This window comes from Brenneria tiliae (assembly GCF_023347575.1).
Taxonomy (GTDB): domain Bacteria; phylum Pseudomonadota; class Gammaproteobacteria; order Enterobacterales; family Enterobacteriaceae; genus Brenneria; species Brenneria corticis.
This window is the reverse complement of sequence record NZ_JAKPCB010000088.1, coordinates 21,749-38,840: the sequence shown is the minus strand read 5'-3', so window position 1 is coordinate 38,840 and position 17,092 is coordinate 21,749. Positions and strand designations below refer to the sequence as shown.

The 17,092-nt window shown below is 56.6% G+C and carries 13 protein-coding genes; 11 read left to right on the top strand and 2 right to left on the bottom strand.

The annotated features are described in order from the left end of the window. Window positions 1-352 precede the first annotated feature (352 nt). The 8 genes from mazG (at window position 353) to bglB (ending at window position 10,706) form a co-directional block, all read left to right on the top strand. The gene (gene mazG, locus MFP24_RS03430; RefSeq protein ID WP_249229240.1) at window positions 353-1,150 is read left to right on the top strand and encodes a nucleoside triphosphate pyrophosphohydrolase; all 798 of its coding nucleotides are present in this window, start codon (window positions 353-355) and stop codon (window positions 1,148-1,150) included. 226 nt (window positions 1,151-1,376) lie between these two features. After that, a complete protein-coding gene (pyrG, locus tag MFP24_RS03425; protein WP_249229241.1) occupies window positions 1,377-3,014 on the top strand; it encodes a glutamine hydrolyzing CTP synthase in 1,638 nt (545 codons plus the stop codon). A gap of 82 nt (window positions 3,015-3,096) precedes the next feature. Then, the gene (gene eno, locus MFP24_RS03420; RefSeq protein ID WP_249229242.1) at window positions 3,097-4,398 is read left to right on the top strand and encodes a phosphopyruvate hydratase; all 1,302 of its coding nucleotides are present in this window, start codon (window positions 3,097-3,099) and stop codon (window positions 4,396-4,398) included. Between the two features lie 328 nt (window positions 4,399-4,726). Continuing rightward, window positions 4,727-5,719: a TRAP transporter substrate-binding protein gene (locus MFP24_RS03415; protein ID WP_249229276.1), complete on the top strand. Its 993-nt coding sequence runs from the start codon at window positions 4,727-4,729 to the stop codon at window positions 5,717-5,719. Between the two features lie 57 nt (window positions 5,720-5,776). Then, a complete protein-coding gene (locus MFP24_RS03410; RefSeq protein ID WP_249229243.1) occupies window positions 5,777-6,307 on the top strand; it encodes a TRAP transporter small permease in 531 nt (176 codons plus the stop codon). Continuing rightward, window positions 6,300-7,607, top strand: coding sequence for a TRAP transporter large permease (locus tag MFP24_RS03405; protein WP_249229244.1), 1,308 nt, complete (start codon window positions 6,300-6,302; stop codon window positions 7,605-7,607). The genes MFP24_RS03410 and MFP24_RS03405 overlap by 8 nt, the downstream gene beginning before the upstream one ends. A gap of 370 nt (window positions 7,608-7,977) precedes the next feature. Continuing rightward, a complete protein-coding gene (locus tag MFP24_RS03400; protein WP_249229245.1) occupies window positions 7,978-9,537 on the top strand; it encodes an MFS transporter in 1,560 nt (519 codons plus the stop codon). Between the two features lie 29 nt (window positions 9,538-9,566). Continuing rightward, entirely contained in the window at window positions 9,567-10,706 is a 1,140-nt protein-coding gene (gene bglB, locus MFP24_RS03395) for a beta-galactosidase BglB (protein WP_249229246.1), read from the top strand. A 45-nt stretch (window positions 10,707-10,751) separates the two neighbouring features. On the opposite strand, the gene MFP24_RS03390 is transcribed toward bglB, so the two are convergent. Continuing rightward, window positions 10,752-11,732, bottom strand: coding sequence for an MBL fold metallo-hydrolase (locus MFP24_RS03390; RefSeq protein WP_249229247.1), 981 nt, complete (start codon window positions 11,730-11,732; stop codon window positions 10,752-10,754). Window positions 11,733-11,932: 200 nt separating this feature from the next. Here MFP24_RS03390 and queE point away from each other — a divergent pair, with 200 nt between their 5' ends. Continuing rightward, complete coding sequence (gene queE / locus MFP24_RS03385) at window positions 11,933-12,604, top strand: 7-carboxy-7-deazaguanine synthase QueE (protein ID WP_249229248.1); 672 nt, start codon at window positions 11,933-11,935, stop codon at window positions 12,602-12,604. A gap of 211 nt (window positions 12,605-12,815) precedes the next feature. Here queE and queD read toward each other — a convergent pair whose 3' ends face one another. Beyond that, on the bottom strand, window positions 12,816-13,178 hold the full coding sequence (gene queD, locus MFP24_RS03380) for a 6-carboxytetrahydropterin synthase QueD (RefSeq protein WP_249229249.1): 363 nt from the start codon (window positions 13,176-13,178) through the stop codon (window positions 12,816-12,818). Between the two features lie 342 nt (window positions 13,179-13,520). On the opposite strand from queD, the gene cysJ reads away from it, so the two are divergent. Both cysJ and cysI read left to right on the top strand, forming a co-directional pair. Beyond that, window positions 13,521-15,359, top strand: coding sequence for an NADPH-dependent assimilatory sulfite reductase flavoprotein subunit (gene cysJ / locus MFP24_RS03375; RefSeq protein ID WP_249229250.1), 1,839 nt, complete (start codon window positions 13,521-13,523; stop codon window positions 15,357-15,359). Then, a complete protein-coding gene (gene cysI, locus MFP24_RS03370) occupies window positions 15,359-17,092 on the top strand; it encodes an assimilatory sulfite reductase (NADPH) hemoprotein subunit (protein WP_249229251.1) in 1,734 nt (577 codons plus the stop codon). Before cysJ ends, cysI begins: the two co-directional genes overlap by 1 nt.

Genomic DNA, 17,092 nt, shown 5'->3' with positions numbered 1-17,092 from the left:
TTTATGTCGTTGCGGTGGAGGGTTTCGTGCGTGTTGAGCGACGTAGTTTTTTGTGGCTCCACCGTCACGCCCGACTGAGGGATGCTCAATCGCCACATCCCTCAGAACCCAGGCTTTGGGCGGAAATTGTGCCGCTGCGCGGTTCCTTCGGTGCCCATGTCCGCTTATCGAGCCGCCAGTGACGCGTTCCCGACGCGGCACTGGCTTTCGCCGCGTCCATGCGGCTCACTCGGCGGTCATGTTCACCTCAGCACAATTTTTTACGCCCGAAAGAACAAAACGGTGAAATATTCTGACTCCCTTGCCGTTGTTATTAACTTTGTTCGGGCACAGCCCCATAATTAGGAACACTATGACTTCACCCGCTATTGAGCGCCTACTCACCATTATGAAAACCCTGCGCGATCCGCAGAACGGCTGCCCGTGGGATCGGGAACAGACGTTCGACTCCATCGCCTCTTACACGCTGGAAGAAACCTACGAGGTGCTGGACGCCATCAGCCGCAAGGATTTTGATGATTTGCGCGGCGAACTGGGGGATCTGCTGTTTCAGGTGGTGTTTTACGCGCAGATGGCGCAGGAGCAAGGGCTGTTTGATTTTTCCGCCGTTTGTGACGCCATCAGCGACAAGCTGGTGCGCCGGCACCCGCATATTTTTGCCGATGCCCAACTGGCGGACAGCGACGCCGTGCTGGCCAACTGGGAGCAAACCAAGTCGCGGGAAAGGGCGGAAAAGGATCGCCATTCGCCGCTGGATGATATTCCCGAGGCGCTGCCGGCGCTGATGAAAGCACAAAAAATTCAGCAGCGCGTCGCGTCGGTGGGCTTTGATTGGAACAGTTTAGCACCGGTTGTCGACAAGGTTTACGAGGAAATCGACGAAGTGCTGCATGAGGCGCGGCAAGCCGTTGTTGATGAAGAAAAACTGGGTGAGGAAATCGGCGATTTATTGTTCGCCACGGTTAACCTGTCGCGCCATCTGGGGCACAAGGCCGAGCGGGCGTTGCAAACCGCCAACCGTAAGTTCAGCCGCCGTTTTCGCGAGGTAGAACAAATCGTTACCGCATCCGGCAAAACGCTGGAACAGGCCTCGCTCGAAGAGATGGAAGCGGCGTGGCGGCAGGTTAAACGGCAGGAAATAAACCATTGAGCCTGATTTTGCCGTTATCCCGTTATTTTTACTATATTTACTGTATAACTATTTGATTTTGAATTAATTATATATCGGCGTCGGGCGGGGTTAAATCTCTATGGCCGGCGGGTTGGGATCCCGGCGATGAGTAAAACGAACATTTGTGGCGCTCATCAGGTTCCGGTATACTACTTTCCCGTCTTGGTCGTTCCATCGTCTTTAAACCTAAACTCTCAGGTTCAGCATGACAACTAATTATATTTTTGTGACCGGCGGGGTCGTTTCCTCTCTGGGTAAAGGCATTGCCGCAGCCTCTCTGGCGGCTATTCTTGAAGCCCGTGGCCTCAACGTTACCATCATGAAACTGGACCCGTACATCAACGTGGATCCGGGCACGATGAGCCCGACACAGCACGGCGAAGTGTTCGTCACCGAAGACGGCGCGGAAACCGATCTCGATCTGGGCCACTACGAGCGCTTTATCCGCACCAAAATGTCGCGCCGCAACAACTTCACCACCGGCCGTATCTACTCCGACGTATTGCGCAAAGAGCGTCGCGGCGACTACCTGGGCGCCACGATTCAGGTTATCCCTCATATTACCAACGCCATCAAAGAGCGCATCCTTGAGGGGGGCGAAGGGCATGACGTGGTGCTGGTTGAAATCGGCGGCACCGTCGGCGATATCGAATCGCTGCCGTTCCTTGAAGCGATTCGGCAAATGGCGGTTGAAGTGGGCCGCGAGCATACGCTGTTTATGCACCTGACGCTGGTGCCTTATCTGGCCGCCGCCGGTGAAGTGAAAACCAAGCCCACGCAGCACTCGGTTAAGGAGCTGCTTTCCATCGGTATCCAGCCTGACGTGCTGATTTGCCGCTCCGACCGTACCGTACCGGCCAATGAGCGGGCAAAGATTGCTTTATTCTGCAATGTGCCGGAAAAAGCGGTAATCTCCCTTAAAGACATTGATTCCATTTATAAAATCCCGTCGCTCTTGAAATCCCAGGGGCTGGACGATTATATTTGTAAACGATTCAGCTTGAACTGTCAGGAAGCCGACCTGTCGGAATGGGAGCAGGTGGTTTACGAAGAGGCCAATCCGGGCGGTGAAGTCACCATCGGCATGATCGGCAAGTACGTGGCGTTGCCTGACGCCTATAAATCCGTTATTGAGGCGCTTAAGCACGGCGGCTTGAAAAACCGTCTGACGGTGAACATCAAGCTTATCGACTCGCAGGATGTGGAAACCCGCGGCGTCGAGATGCTGAAAGATTTGGACGCTATCCTGATCCCCGGCGGCTTTGGCTACCGCGGCGTGGAAGGCAAGGTGATGGCGGCGCGTTATGCCCGCGAAAACAACGTCCCGTATCTGGGCATTTGCCTGGGGATGCAGGTCGCATTAATGGAGTTTGCCCGTAACGTTGCCGGGATGGATGAGGCAAACTCTACCGAGTTTGTGCCAGACTGTAAGTACCCGGTGATTGCGCTGATCACCGAATGGCGCGATGAAGACGGCAATATAGAAGTACGCGATGAGGCGAGCGATCTGGGCGGCACCATGCGGGTCGGCGGGCAGCAATGTCATCTGACCGAAGGCAGCCTGGTACGCCGGCTTTACGGTGAGCCGACGATTATTGAACGTCACCGTCATCGTTATGAAGTCAACAACATGCTGTTGAAACAGATTGAAGCGGCGGGATTGCGTGTTGCTGGTCTTTCCGCCGACCGCAAACTGGTGGAGATCGTGGAATTACCCGATCATCCATGGTTCGTGGCCTGTCAGTTCCATCCGGAATTTACGTCGACGCCGCGTGACGGGCATCCACTGTTTGCCGGCTTTGTCAAAGCCGCTGGCGCGTACCAAAAGCGTCAGGTGAAGTAAGCTTTTTGTCAGCAGCGCGCGACCTGAACGATCGCGCGCTGTTCGTCTGAGGTTTTAGTTAACTTGTACTGAGGAAAATCTAATGTCCAAAATTGTTAAAGTCATCGGTCGCGAAATCATCGACTCACGCGGAAATCCGACTGTTGAAGCCGAAGTGCACCTGGAAGGCGGCTTTGTCGGTCTGGCCGCCGCGCCGTCAGGGGCTTCCACCGGTTCTCGCGAAGCGCTGGAACTGCGCGACGGTGACAAATCCCGTTTTCTGGGCAAAGGCGTAACCAAAGCGGTTGCCGCGGTAAACGGCCCGATTGCTCAGGCTATTCTGGGTAAGGACGCGAAAGATCAGGCCAACGTCGATAAGATCATGATCGACCTGGACGGAACGGAAAACAAATCCAAATTCGGCGCCAACGCCATTCTGGCCGTTTCTCTGGCAAGCGCCAAAGCGGCCGCGGCATCCAAAGGCCAGCCGCTGTACGAACACATCGCCGAACTGAACGGCACTCCGGGTAAATTCTCCATGCCTCTGCCGATGATGAACATCATCAACGGCGGCGAGCACGCTGATAACAACGTTGATATTCAGGAATTCATGATCCAGCCGGTCGGCGCGAAAACGGTTAAGGAAGCGATTCGCATCGGTTCCGAAGTTTTCCACACCCTGGCGAAAGTGCTGAAAGCCAAAGGCCTGAACACCGCGGTCGGCGACGAAGGCGGCTATGCGCCGAACCTGGAATCCAACGCCGCGGCGCTGGCCGCTATCAAAGAAGCGGTGGAAAAAGCCGGTTATGTGCTGGGTAAAGACGTTACCCTGGCGATGGACTGTGCGGCTTCCGAGTTCTACAGCAAAGAAAGCGGCAAGTATGAACTGAAAGGCGAAGGCAAAACCTTCACTTCCGAGGAATTCACCCACTACCTGGAAGGCCTGACCAAAGAATATCCGATCGTCTCTATCGAAGACGGCCTGGATGAGTCCGACTGGGACGGCTTTGCTTACCAGACCAAAGTGCTGGGCGACAAAATCCAGCTGGTTGGCGACGATCTGTTCGTAACCAACACCAAGATCCTGAAAGAAGGTATCGATAAAGGCATCGCCAACTCCATCCTGATCAAATTCAACCAGATCGGTTCTCTGACCGAAACCCTGGCCGCCATCAAGATGGCGAAAGATGCGGGTTACACGGCGGTTATCTCTCACCGCTCCGGCGAAACCGAAGACGCTACCATCGCCGACCTGGCGGTAGGTACCGCGGCCGGCCAGATCAAAACCGGTTCCATGAGCCGTTCTGACCGCGTTGCCAAATACAACCAACTGATCCGTATCGAAGAAGCGCTGGGCAACCGTGCGCCGTTCAACGGTCTGAAAGAAGTGAAAGGCCAGGCTTAATCGCCTCTTTCGCTTAAAATAATGTGTTGCTCACGGCCCCGTTTCGGGGCCGTTTTTTTTATCCGCGTCGTGACGCCGGCACCCCCGTCTTTTACCCCTCAAAACAACGTGGCATGTTTATCAATTTCTGGTTTTTTAAAATTCAAAACGCCTTTTTGATAAAACCATGAATTCGATCGGCCCGCTCTTGAAAATTTTGCCAGCGTCAGGCTGAAGGTGGCAAAAACGCAAAGGTTTTCCCCATATGCGCTGGTTACAGTGGCTCGACGGCAGGCGGCGTTTGCCGTGGCGGCAACATAATAAAGAAAACGATAGGAGAAAGATGGCGATGAAAATAGCTAAAACCTCTGTTCTGTTGAAACTGCTTTCCGCGGCTCTGCTCGTCTCGCTCGGTCACGGCGCTTACGCGGCAACCGTGCTTAAACTGGCGTATGCGGAAAACAGCGAGCCGGTGAAGCAGGCTTTGCAATACATCGGAAAAGCCGTTGAGCAAAAAACCAACGGCGAAGTGAAGATTCAGTATTTCCCCGACAGCCAACTCGGCGGCGAACGGGAGCTGGTTGAGATGACGCAGGTCGGCGCTATCGATTTGACGAAAGTGTCGTCGGGTCTGCTGGAAAGTTTTTCGCCGCTGTACGGCGTCTTTTCATTACCCTACCTCTTCAAGGATCAGGACCGTTTCTATCGGGTGATGGATAACCCGGAAATCATGGAGCCGGTGTATCGCGCCACGGAGGCGCAGGGGTTTACCGGCGTAGCCTGGTATGACTCGGGCGCGCGCAGCTTTTATACCAGCAAGGCCCCGATCAAGAGCATCAACGATTTGAAAGGGAAGAAAATTCGCGTGATGCAAAGCGAAACCTCCATCGCGACCATAAAACTGCTTGGCGCTTCCGCCATCGCCATGAGTCAGGGTGAGGTTTATACCTCCCTGCAGCAGGGCATCATCGACGGCGCGGAGAATAATGAATTCGCCCTCACCATCGCCCGCCACGGCGAAGTCGCCAAATATTATACCTATGACATGCACACCCGCATTCCCGATATCGTCATCATGAGCAACCTGACCAAAACCAAGCTGACGCCGGATCAGCTGCAGGCGTTGCAGGAGGCCATCGATGAATCGATAAAGGTGGAGAAAAAAGCCTGGCGCGAAGAGATCGATAAAGCGCGGGTACAGGCGCAAAAACAATTTGGCGTCGAGTTTTTCAATATTGATACCGAACCCTTCAAAGCCGCGGTGCAACCCATTTATGAAAAACTGCAGGGCAAGCCGCAGGTTTATGAGCTGTATCAGAAAATCAGCCAGGCGAGTCAATAACTTTCACCATGGGGAAGGGGAGCCCTTCTCCGCAACGGCATGATGGTTGAGGATCTTATGAATATCATTCGAAAATGGCTGGATAAGATCATTGAGGTTTTTGGCTGCGGTCTGATTATCGTCATGGTGGCAATCGCCTGCTGGCAGGTGGTCAGCCGCTATATATTCAACGCGCCCAGCACCTTTTCCGAAGAGTTTCTGCGTTTTTCCCTGGTCTGGCTGTCCGTCATCGGCGTGGCTTACGTCGCGGGCAAGCATGAGCATATCAGCCTGACGCTGTTGCTGGACAAATGTCCCAGAAAACTGACCGTCGGCTGGAACATCGTCATTCAGGTGGTGTTTATCCTGTTTGCGATCTACATCATGATTATCGGCGGCTGGCGCGTCTCGGCCACCGCCATGATGCAGATCTCCCCCAGCCTGCAGGTTTCGATGGGTAAGGTGTATTACGCCCTGCCGCTGTCCGGCGTGCTGACGATTATTTATTGTCTGTTGAATATCGTCGACATGCTCAGAGGAACGCCGCCCGGCAAGAGGCCCGCGGATGCGGCACAGGACTTAAGGATAGAAGGAGAACGGCATGATTGATCCGATGATCGCGGCCAGCGTGCTGGTGGGTATTTTTGTGGTGTTGCTTGCTTTGGGAACGCCCATCGGGCTGTGCATCGTTATCGCCTCCGGCGCCACCATTATGCTGGTGCTGCCGTTTGATATCGCGATGTTCGCCACCGCGCAGAAGATGTTTTCCAGTCTGGACAGTTTTGCGCTGCTCGCGGTGCCGTTTTTTGTTCTCTCCGGGGTGATCATGAACAACGGCGGCATTGCCGCCCGGCTGGTGAATTTCGCCAAACTTTTTACCGGCCGTATTCCCGGTTCGCACTCCTATACCAATATCGTCGGCAATATGATGTTCGGCGCGGTTTCCAGTTCGGCGATTGCGGCGTCGATATCCATCGGCGGCGTGATGGTGCCGATGAGCGCCCGGGAGGGCTATAACCGCGACTTCGCTTCCGCCGTCAATACCGCCTCCGCGCCGACCGGGATGCTGACTCCGCCCAGCACCGGATTCATTCTGTACGCGCTGGCCAGCGGCGGAACCTCCATCGCCGCGCTGTTTGCCGCCGGGCTGGTGGCGGGCGTCTTGTGGGGCGCCGGCTGTATGCTGGTGACCTATGTGATTGCCAAACGCCATAATTACACCAGCTTCTTCGTGCTGCAAAAGGGCGTGGCCTGGAAGGTAACGCGCGACGCGCTCCCCAGCCTGCTGCTGGTGTTCATTATTATCGGCGGCATTGTGTGGGGGATCTTCACCGCCATCGAAGCCTCCGCGGTCGCCGTGGTCTATACCACCTGGCTGACGCTGTTCCTCTACAAGACGCTGTCCTGGAAAGATGTGCCCAGAGTTCTTATCCAGACCTTCTCGATGACGGGCGTTATCATGTTTCTGCTGGCGACCTCTTCCGCCATGTCGTTCGCCATGTCGATGACCGGCATTCCGGCGGCGCTCAGCGCCATGATACTGGGGATCTCGGAAAGCCCGGGAGTGATCCTGCTGGTGGTGATGATTTTCCTGTTGATCATCGGCATGTTTATGGATATCGGGCCCGGCATTTTGATTTTCACCCCGATTTTATTGCCGATAGTGCAGCAACTCGGGGTTGATCCGGTGCATTTCGGCATTCTGCTGGTCTACAACCTGGCCATCGGCACCATTACGCCGCCTACCGGCAGCGGTCTGTACGTCGGCGCCAGCGTTGGGCAGGTGAAGGTGGAGGCGTTGATCAAGGCGTTGATTCCGTTTTACGCCGCCATTATCGCGGTGTTGTTGCTTATCACTTACCTGCCCGAATTGACCCTGTTTTTACCACGGCTGCTTGGCGTGATGTAATCATCCGCCCGAGGCGGGAAAAACCTGGCTCCCGCCGCCGTCCGCACAATAATCAACGGCTCGTTGCAGAGCCGTTTTCTCGTTTTCCACCGCCCGGAAATTGCTCCCGTTCGCAAAACGCCATCCCTGGGCGTGCATTCCTTTTCGTTGGTTATTACATTAATCGGACTCGTGGTTTTTAAAATATAAAATGCCTTTTTATAAAAACTTTGAAGCCGATCGCCATGTTCTTCTTTCGGCTGCCAGTGCATCAAGGGGGGTGGCAAAAGGACAAAGGTTTTCCGGCTGACCGAGGGGTAGGTTATGAAAATAGCGGCAAGGGGCCCCTGCCGCGCAATGTTTATAAACACAATGACCGGGAAGGATGGTAATGAAAACACGTAAGATCGGGTTGGCTAACTATTTAGCCTATGGCTCGGGTGACTTTCTTGGGGCCGGCACCACGGCGCTGACGGCGGCCTGGCTGCTTTATTTTTACACCACCTTCTGCGGCCTGACGCCCATTGAAGCCACGTTTATTTTTGCCATGGCCCGGGTGCTGGACGCCGTCGTCAGCCCGCTGATGGGCTTCCTGACCGACAACTTCGGCTCCACCTGGCTGGGCAAACGCTTCGGCCGGCGTAAATTCTTTATCCTGCTCGGCATCCCCTGCGTGTTCAGCTACAGCTTTATGTGGGTCGGCGACATGGGGTACTGGTACTACCTGCTGACCTATCTGCTGTTCGATATCGTCTACACCATGATTCTGGTGCCGTATGAAACGCTGGTGCCGGAAATGACCGACGACTTTAAGCAGAAAACCAAATTCTCCGGCGCGCGTATCGCGCTGGCGCAGCTTTCCGCCATTCTGGCCGCCTTCCTGCCCGGTATTCTGCTCAGCCATTTTGGTAAAGACAACGCCGTCTCGTTTTTCTATTCCAGCCTGGTGTTCTCCGTTATCTGCGCGCTGGTGCTGACGCTGGTCTACCTGTTTACCTGGGAGCGGCCGCGCGAACTGATGTCGGAAGCGTCGCTGCGGGCGGAAAAGGAACGCCAGTCCCTCTCGCTGGTGGACAGCCTGAAACGTTTGAACGTCGAGCTGTTGTCGACGCTGCGTATCCGTATTTTCCGTCAGCATCTGGGCATGTATCTGGGCGGTTATATCGCCCAGGACGTGTTCAACGCCGTGTTTACCTATTACGTGGTCTTTGTATTGATGCAGAGCCCGACGATGGCCTCCAACCTGATGGGCACCATGGCGATCCTGCAATTTATCTCGGTTATCGGCATGATCCCGCTGTGCATCCGTTTCGGGCCCGCGCCGTCTTACCGCCTGGTGGTGTGCCTGTTCGGGATTAGCGCCGTCTCTTACGCCGTCCTCTGGTACAGCGGCATGCATGACGCCTTCTCGCTGCTGCTGCTGATTTCCGCGCTGGCCGGCCTGGGCCGCGGCGGCATCAACTACGTTCCCTGGAACACCTATACCTATATCGCCGATGTGGATGAAGTGATTACCGCGCAGCGCCGCGAAGGGATTTTCGCCGGCATCATGACCCTGACCCGCAAGGCCTCTCAGGCCGGCGCGGTAATGCTGGTGGGGATCGTGCTGCAATTGTCCGGCTTTGTCTCGGGGCAGAGCGTACAGGCGCCGAGCGTCAGCCATACCATCCTGATGATCCTCAGTTTCGGCACCGTCGGGGTGCTGGCGCTGGGCTTCCTGGTTTCCCTGCGCTTTAAGCTCAATCTGCAGACGCATAGCGTACTGCGGGAAGAAACGCAGAAGATGCGCGAAGCGGGCCGCCCGGTGCCTGAAAATATCACCCCGCAGGCCAGGGAGACCGTCGAAATGTTGGCCGGCATGCCTTATGAGTCGCTGTGGGGCAACAACAATGTCGGCTATCTCAACCGCCATAAGGCGAAGATATCCACCACCCATGTTACCCAGTCCTGATAAACGATAACGTAATAGGATAATTGACTATGACCGTATTCAGTGTAAAACACAGCCCGCTTTTACGTCAGCCTGAGCGTTTCATCTCCCGCGAGGGGCTGAAAGCGCTGATTTGCCGCATCACCGATAATCTGGTGAATATTGAAGATAAAACCGGCGAGTTTCTGTTACGGCTGGACGACGGCCGGGTAATCGATACCAAGGGCTGGGCCGGTTGGGAATGGACGCACGGCATCGGGTTGTACGGTATCTATCAGTATTACCAGCAGACCGGCGACGAGCAGATGCGGGCCATTATCGACGACTGGTTCGCCGCGCGGCTCGCCGAGGGCACGCCGACCAAGAATGTGAATACCGTTTGCCCTTTCCTGACGCTGGCCTACCGCTACGAGGAAACGCGGGATCCCCGCTGGCTGCCGTATCTGGAGCGCTGGGCCGAATGGGTGATGTATGAAATGCCGCGCACCCGGAAGCGCGGGTTGCAGCACATTGTCTATAACAGTGAGAATACCGAGCAGCTATGGGACGACACGCTGATGATGAGCGTGTTGCCGCTGGCGAAAATCGGCAAGCTGTTGAACCGTCCGGAGTTTGTGGAAGAGGCGACCTATCAGTTCCTGCTGCACGTCCAGTATCTGATGGATCGCGAAAGCGGTCTGTGGTTCCACGGCTGGACGTTCGCCGAACAGCACAACTTCGCCAAGGCGCGCTGGGCGAGGGGCAATAGCTGGCTGACGGTGGCGATCCCCGAGTTTATCGAACTGCTGGATCTGCCGGAGCACAATGCCACGCGCCGTTTCCTGTTGCAGGTGCTGGAAAGCCAGATTGAGGCGCTGGCGAAATATCAGGATGACGGCGGCCTGTGGCACACGCTGATTGACGATCCGCAATCCTATCTGGAAAGCTCGGCAACCGCCGGCTTCGCCTACGGCATTTTAAAAGCGGTGCGCAAGCGCTATGTGGACCAGCGCTATGCGGCGGTGGCGGAGAAAGCGATTCGCGGCGTGATAAACCACGTCAACGCCGAGGGAGAGCTGACGCAGGTCTCGTTCGGCACCGCGATGGGCGACGATCTCGATTTTTACCGTGAAATCGCGCTGACTTCCATGCCGTACGGACAGGCGATGGCGATCCTCTGTCTGGCGGAGTATCTGCGGGTTTACCTGTAATCACGGGGCGGACATCCCCGGCGCGCGGGATGTCCGCCGGCGGGCTTACTGCGTCAGCCCGGCCACGCTGTAGTTAATCGGCACCCAGCGATAGCCGTTCGGCTTGCCGTCATCGGTTTTTACCGCCTTGACGCGGCCGATGCCGGGGAAGGAAATATGCGAACCCGCCACCAGGTAACCCTGACTGGCGGCATCTTCCAGCACCTTATGGCGGGTTTGCGCCGCCGCGTCCATATCGGAATCAAAACTGATGGTGGTGGCCGGCAGCGGGAACTGTACCGCCGCGACGTGAATGATATCGCCCCACAGCAGCAACTTCTCTCCATCGCTCTCCGCCAGGAAAGCGGTATGGCCGGGCGTGTGTCCGGGGGTCGGCTGCGGCGTGATGCCGGCGAAGAGCGCTTGTTCGCCGGTAAAGGTTTTCAGCTTATCGGCCGCCTTAATGATCCGGAACGTCTCCTGCACCCGCTGAAAAGCCGGCTTGCGAGCGTCGGCGGCCTGTTGCAGATTCGCTTCGCTGAGCCAATAGTCGGTCTCGGCCTGGCTGACGTAGACGGTGGCGTTGGGGAAGGCGAGTTTGCCATCGTTAACCAGGCCGCCGAAGTGGTCGCCGTGCAGGTGGGTGATCAAGACGCTGTCCACCTGTTCCGGCGTATAGCCGGCGGCTTTGAGGTTATTCACCACCTTGCCGACGGACTGATTGCCCTGCTTGCCATTGCCGCTATCCACCAGAATCAGGTTTTTTCCGGTATTAATCAGATAGGCATTGATCGAGGTATCGACGGGCGCGGCCAGCGACTGTTGCGCCAGCAGGCTGTTGATTTGCTCCGCCGAGGCGCGCGCCAGCAGTTTATCCACCGGCATGGCGTTGGTGCCGTCGGCCAGGGCGGTAATTTCAAATTGCCCCAGCAGTAGCCGGTAAAAACCCGCCTGGGTTTTAATCTGGGCCACCGGCTGCGCCGTGGCGATAACGGGGACGGAAATAAACGCCAGCAATAGTAAGGCAAGCGATTTCATTTGATTCATGTTTTTCTTTCCTTGTTGAGTTGTCAGCGTGGCGACGGTTGGAAAAGCATCAATACTGCCCGTTGAGTATTAACCGGGACGCGCCATTACTCAAATCGAAGGCCGTTAGCGCTTGCCGCACGGCGATCGCGGCGCAAGGTTTGGCGTGTTATCGCCGATCTGCGATAATGCACTTTTAAGTAACCGGTATAGTGAAAAACATGCAGTACCCGATTAATGAAATGTTCCAGACGTTACAGGGCGAAGGCTATTTTACCGGCGTTCCGGCGGTATTCGTGCGCCTGCAGGGGTGCCCGGTCGGCTGTAGCTGGTGCGATACCAAACATACCTGGGACAAACTGGCGCTGCGGGAAATTCCGCTGGATCAGGTGCTGGTGAAAACGCAGGAAAACGACGGCTGGGGCGCCGCCAGCGCCGAAGACGTTCTGGCGCTGATCGCGCGCGAAGGCTATACCGCGCGCCATATCGTGATCACCGGAGGAGAACCCTGCATTCACGATCTGGCGCCGCTGACGCTGCTGCTGGAAAAGCAGGGGTTCAGCTGCCAGATAGAAACCAGCGGCACCCATGAGGTGCGCTGCTCGCCCAAAACCTGGGTGACGGTCTCCCCGAAGGTGAATATGCGCGGCGGTATGAAGGTTATCGATCAGGCGTTGCAGCGGGCGGATGAAATCAAGCATCCGGTCGCCCGCGAGCGGGATATCGAAGCGCTGGACGCCCTGCTGGCCCGGCTGGAAGATGACAAATCGCGCATTGTGGCGCTACAGCCCATCAGCCAGAAAGCGGAGGCGACCAAACTGTGCATCGCCACCTGTATCGCCCGCAACTGGCGGCTTTCCATGCAAACGCATAAGTATTTGAATATCGCCTAGTCCTGCCAATCCGTTATCCCGGTTATGACCACCGGACATCCCGATTATGGTCACCGGACATCCCGATTATGGTCACCGGACATCCCGATTATGGTCACCGGACATCCCGATTATGGTCACCGGTCATCCCGACTATGACCACCGGTCATCCCCGCGGCAGTAGGCGGGGATCTGCTGGCGCAGTCGGCTCGGCGTTGCTGGGAACGCCCGCTTACTTACCCTTATACACACAGCCCGCGGTGCAGGTTTCTTTCACCATCACCGCGCTCAGTTCAGGCAATGCTGGTTTTACCTGTTGCCAGATCCACTGGGCCAGCACTTCGCTGGTCGGATTCTCCAGACCGGGAATATCATTCAGGTAGTGGTGATCCAGCCTTTCCCACGTTGGTTTAAAGGCGGCTTTTAATTCGGCGAAATCCATCACCCAGCCGGTGTGCGCATCCACTTCGCCGGTAATTTCCAGTCGAACCATAAAGGAATGTCCGTGCAGGCGTCCGCATTTATGCCCGGCCGGAACGTGGGGCAGGCGGTGGGCGGCTTCGAACTGAAAATCTTTAAATAGCGTGGTAGCCATGGCGATGATCCCGGTTTCTCAAAAATAGCTTTTTAAATTACGACTCAAAAACCGTCGCATACTACCGGAAATTGCCCTGTGAAGCACCTATCTCCAAGGTTCGGGAAATCTCCGCCGGCATTTCCGCGCGCAGGCTTATCGTCCGGCAGCGCGGTAACATACGCCCTATAACACTTTAAGCAATAAGGATTATCAGAAAAACCATTTAGTCATTTTGGTTATTTTATATGTCCATCATTTCTTTAATTGTTAAGATGCGGATGGTTACCCTTAGATTCCATTCAATTTTATCGCATGAATTTGTATTACCCCGGTCATAAGCACAAGGAAATAGAGATCATAATGACAACTCCGGTTTCTCCGACTTCGTTGCTCCCGTTGAGTGCGGAGCAATTAACGCGTCTACAGGCGGCGACCGGTGATTTTTCACCCACGCAGCTGGCCTGGCTGTCAGGTTATTTTTGGGGCCTGCTACAGCAGCCGACGGGACAACAGCTGCCCGGCGCGGCGCCGACGGCCGCGAGTGCGGGCGTATCGTCGACGATCTCGGTTCCCGTTCCAAGCATCACCCTGATTTCCGCCTCGCAGACCGGCAACGCCCGGCGGGTGGCCGAACAGCTGCGCGATGACCTGCTAAGCGCCAAGCTGGCGGTGAATCTGGTGAACGCCGGCGACTACAAATTCAAGCAAATCGCCCAGGAAAAACTGCTGCTGATTGTGACCTCGACCCAGGGGGAAGGGGAGCCGCCGGAAGAAGCCGTGGCGTTGCATAAGTTCCTGTTATCCAAAAAAGCGCCGCAGCTGAAAGAGACCGCCTTTGCGGTGTTCGGCCTGGGCGATACCTCCTACGAATTTTTCAGCAAGGCCGGCAAGGACTTCGACAGCCGTCTGGCTGAGCTGGGCGCGGAGCGGCTATTGGATCGCGTTGACGCCGACGTGGATTATCAGGCTCAGGCGGAACAGTGGCGCCGCCAGGTGGTGGATGTGCTCCAGGCGCGGGCGCCCGCGCAGGGCGAGGCGGTGGCTCAGGCCAGCGCCGGCGGCGCGCTGGATGAAATTACCAGCAGCCCTTACAGCAAGGAAGCGCCGCTACAGGCGCTATTGTCGGTTAATCAGAAAATCACCGGCCGCAATTCGGAAAAAGACGTACGCCATATTGAAATCGATCTGGGCGATTCCGGCCTGCGCTACCAACCGGGAGACGCGCTGGGCGTCTGGTTTGAAAACGACCCGGCGCTGGTACAGGAACTGCTTGAGCTACTATGGTTGAAAGGGGATGAGCCGGTTAGCGTCGATGGTAAAACGCTGCCGTTGACGCAGGCGCTGCTCGGCCATTTTGAACTGACGCAGAATACGGCGCCGATTGTGGAAAAATATGCCGCCCTGGCGCGGGATGAAACGCTGCTGGCGCTGGCGAGCGATAAGCCCGCGCTACAGCGGTACGCCCAGCGTACGCCGCTGGTGGATATGGTGCGCCAGGCGCCGGCGGAGCTGAGCGCCGAGCAGCTGGTCGGCCTGTTGCGTCCGCTGACGCCGCGTCTGTATTCTATCGCCTCTTCGCAGGCGGAAGCGGAAAGCGAAGTGCATATAACGGTGGGGGTGGTGCGCTATGACGTCGACGGCCGTCCCCGCACCGGCGGCGCGTCCGGCTATCTGGCCGATCGGCTGCAGGAAGACGACGCCGTTCGGGTATTTATCGAACATAACGATAATTTCCGCCTGCCCGCCAACCCGGACGCGCCGGTGATCATGATTGGGCCCGGCACCGGCATCGCCCCGTTCCGCGCCTTTTTGCAACAGCGCGAGGCTGATGGCGCCGGCGGCAAGAACTGGCTGTTTTTCGGCAATCCGCACTTTACCGAGGATTTCCTCTATCAGGTTGAATGGCAGCGCTATGTGAAAGAGGGGCTGCTGACCCATATCGATCTGGCCTGGTCGCGCGATCAGGCGCACAAGATTTACGTACAGGACAAACTGCGGGAAAAAGGCGCGGAAGTCTGGCGCTGGCTACAAGATGGCGCCCATGTTTATGTCTGCGGCGATGCCAATCGCATGGCGAAAGACGTCGAGCAGGCGTTGCTGGACGTGGTGGCCGAGCACGGTGGCATGGATACCGAGCAGGCCGACGAATTTTTAAGTGATTTGCGCCTTGAGCGCCGTTATCAGCGAGATGTGTACTAATGAGTGAAAAATTGTCTACAAGTGAAAAACATCCCGGCCCGTTAGTGGTGGAAGGGAAACTCGCTGATGCCGAACGCCTTAAGGAGGAAAGCAATTTTCTGCGCGGCACCATCGCCGATGATTTACAGGACGGCCTGACCGGCGGTTTCAACGGCGATAACTTTTTGCTGATCCGTTTTCACGGCATGTATCAGCAGGACGACCGCGACATCCGCGCCGAACGCGCCGAGCAGAAACTGGAGCCGCGCCATGCCATGATGCTGCGCTGCCGTTTGCCGGGCGGGGTTATTACGCCCGCCCAGTGGCAGGGGATTGATAAATTCGCCGCCGACAACACCCTGTACGGCAGTATCCGGCTGACCAACCGTCAGACGTTCCAGTTTCACGGCATTCTAAAACCGAATGTGAAACCGGCGCATAAGCTGCTGAACAGCGTGGGACTGGACTCGCTGGCGACGGCCAACGACGTTAACCGCAACGTGATGTGTACCTCGAACCCGGTGGAGTCCGAACTGCATCAGCAGGCGTATGCGTGGGCGAAGAAAATTTCTGAACATCTCCTGCCGCGCACTCGCGCCTATGCCGAGATCTGGCTGGATCAGGAGAAGGTGGAGACCACGGACGAGGAGCCGATTCTGGGGGCGACCTATCTGCCGCGCAAGTTCAAGACCACCGTGGTGATCCCGCCGCAGAACGATGTGGATCTGCACGCCAACGATCTCAACTTTATCGCCATTGCCGATAACGGCCGGCTGGTGGGGTTCAACGTGCTGGTGGGCGGCGGGCTGTCGATCGCCCACGGCGATAAGGCGACCTATGCGCGCACCGCCAGCGAACTGGGCTATATACCGGTTGAACATACGCTGGAGATTGCCGAAGCGGTGGTTACCACCCAGCGCGACTGGGGAAATCGCACCAACCGTAAAAACGCCAAAACCAAGTACACGCTGGAGCGCGTGGGCGTGGAGACCTTCAAACAGGAAGTGGAAAGGCGCGCCGGCGTGAAGTTTGAAGCCATTCGTCCGTATGAATTTACCGGCCGCGGCGATCGCATCGGCTGGGTGAAAGGCATCGATAATAAATGGCATCTGACGCTGTTTATCGAAAACGGCCGTATTCTTGACTATCCCGGCCGGCCGTTAAAAACCGGGCTGGCGGAAATCGCCAAAATCCATAAAGGCGATTTCCGTCTGACGGCGAACCAGAACCTGATCGTCGCCGGGGTGCCGACGCGCAGCAAGGCGAAGATTGAGGCGCTGGCGCGCCAGCACGGTCTGATAGACGACGCGGTGACGGAACAGCGTAAAAACTCCATGGCCTGCGTCTCTTATCCCACCTGTCCGCTGGCGATGGCGGAAGCGGAACGTTTCCTGCCGGAGTTTGTGACCAAGGTTGAAAATATAATGCAGCAGCATGGCGTGGGGGATGAACATATCATCCTGCGCGTGACCGGGTGCCCCAACGGCTGCGGTCGGGCGCTGCTGGCGGAGATCGGCCTGGTGGGCAAAGCCATCGGACGCTATAACCTGCATCTGGGCGGCAACCGCGAGGGGACGAGGATCCCGCGTATGTACCGCGAGAACATCAACGAGGCGGAAATCCTCGGCGAAATAGATCGGCTGGTCGGGCGCTGGGCGAAAGAGCGCAATGAGAATGAAGGCTTTGGCGATTTTACCATTCGTGCCAATATCATTAAACCGGTGCTGGATCCGGCGCGTGACTTCTATGACTGA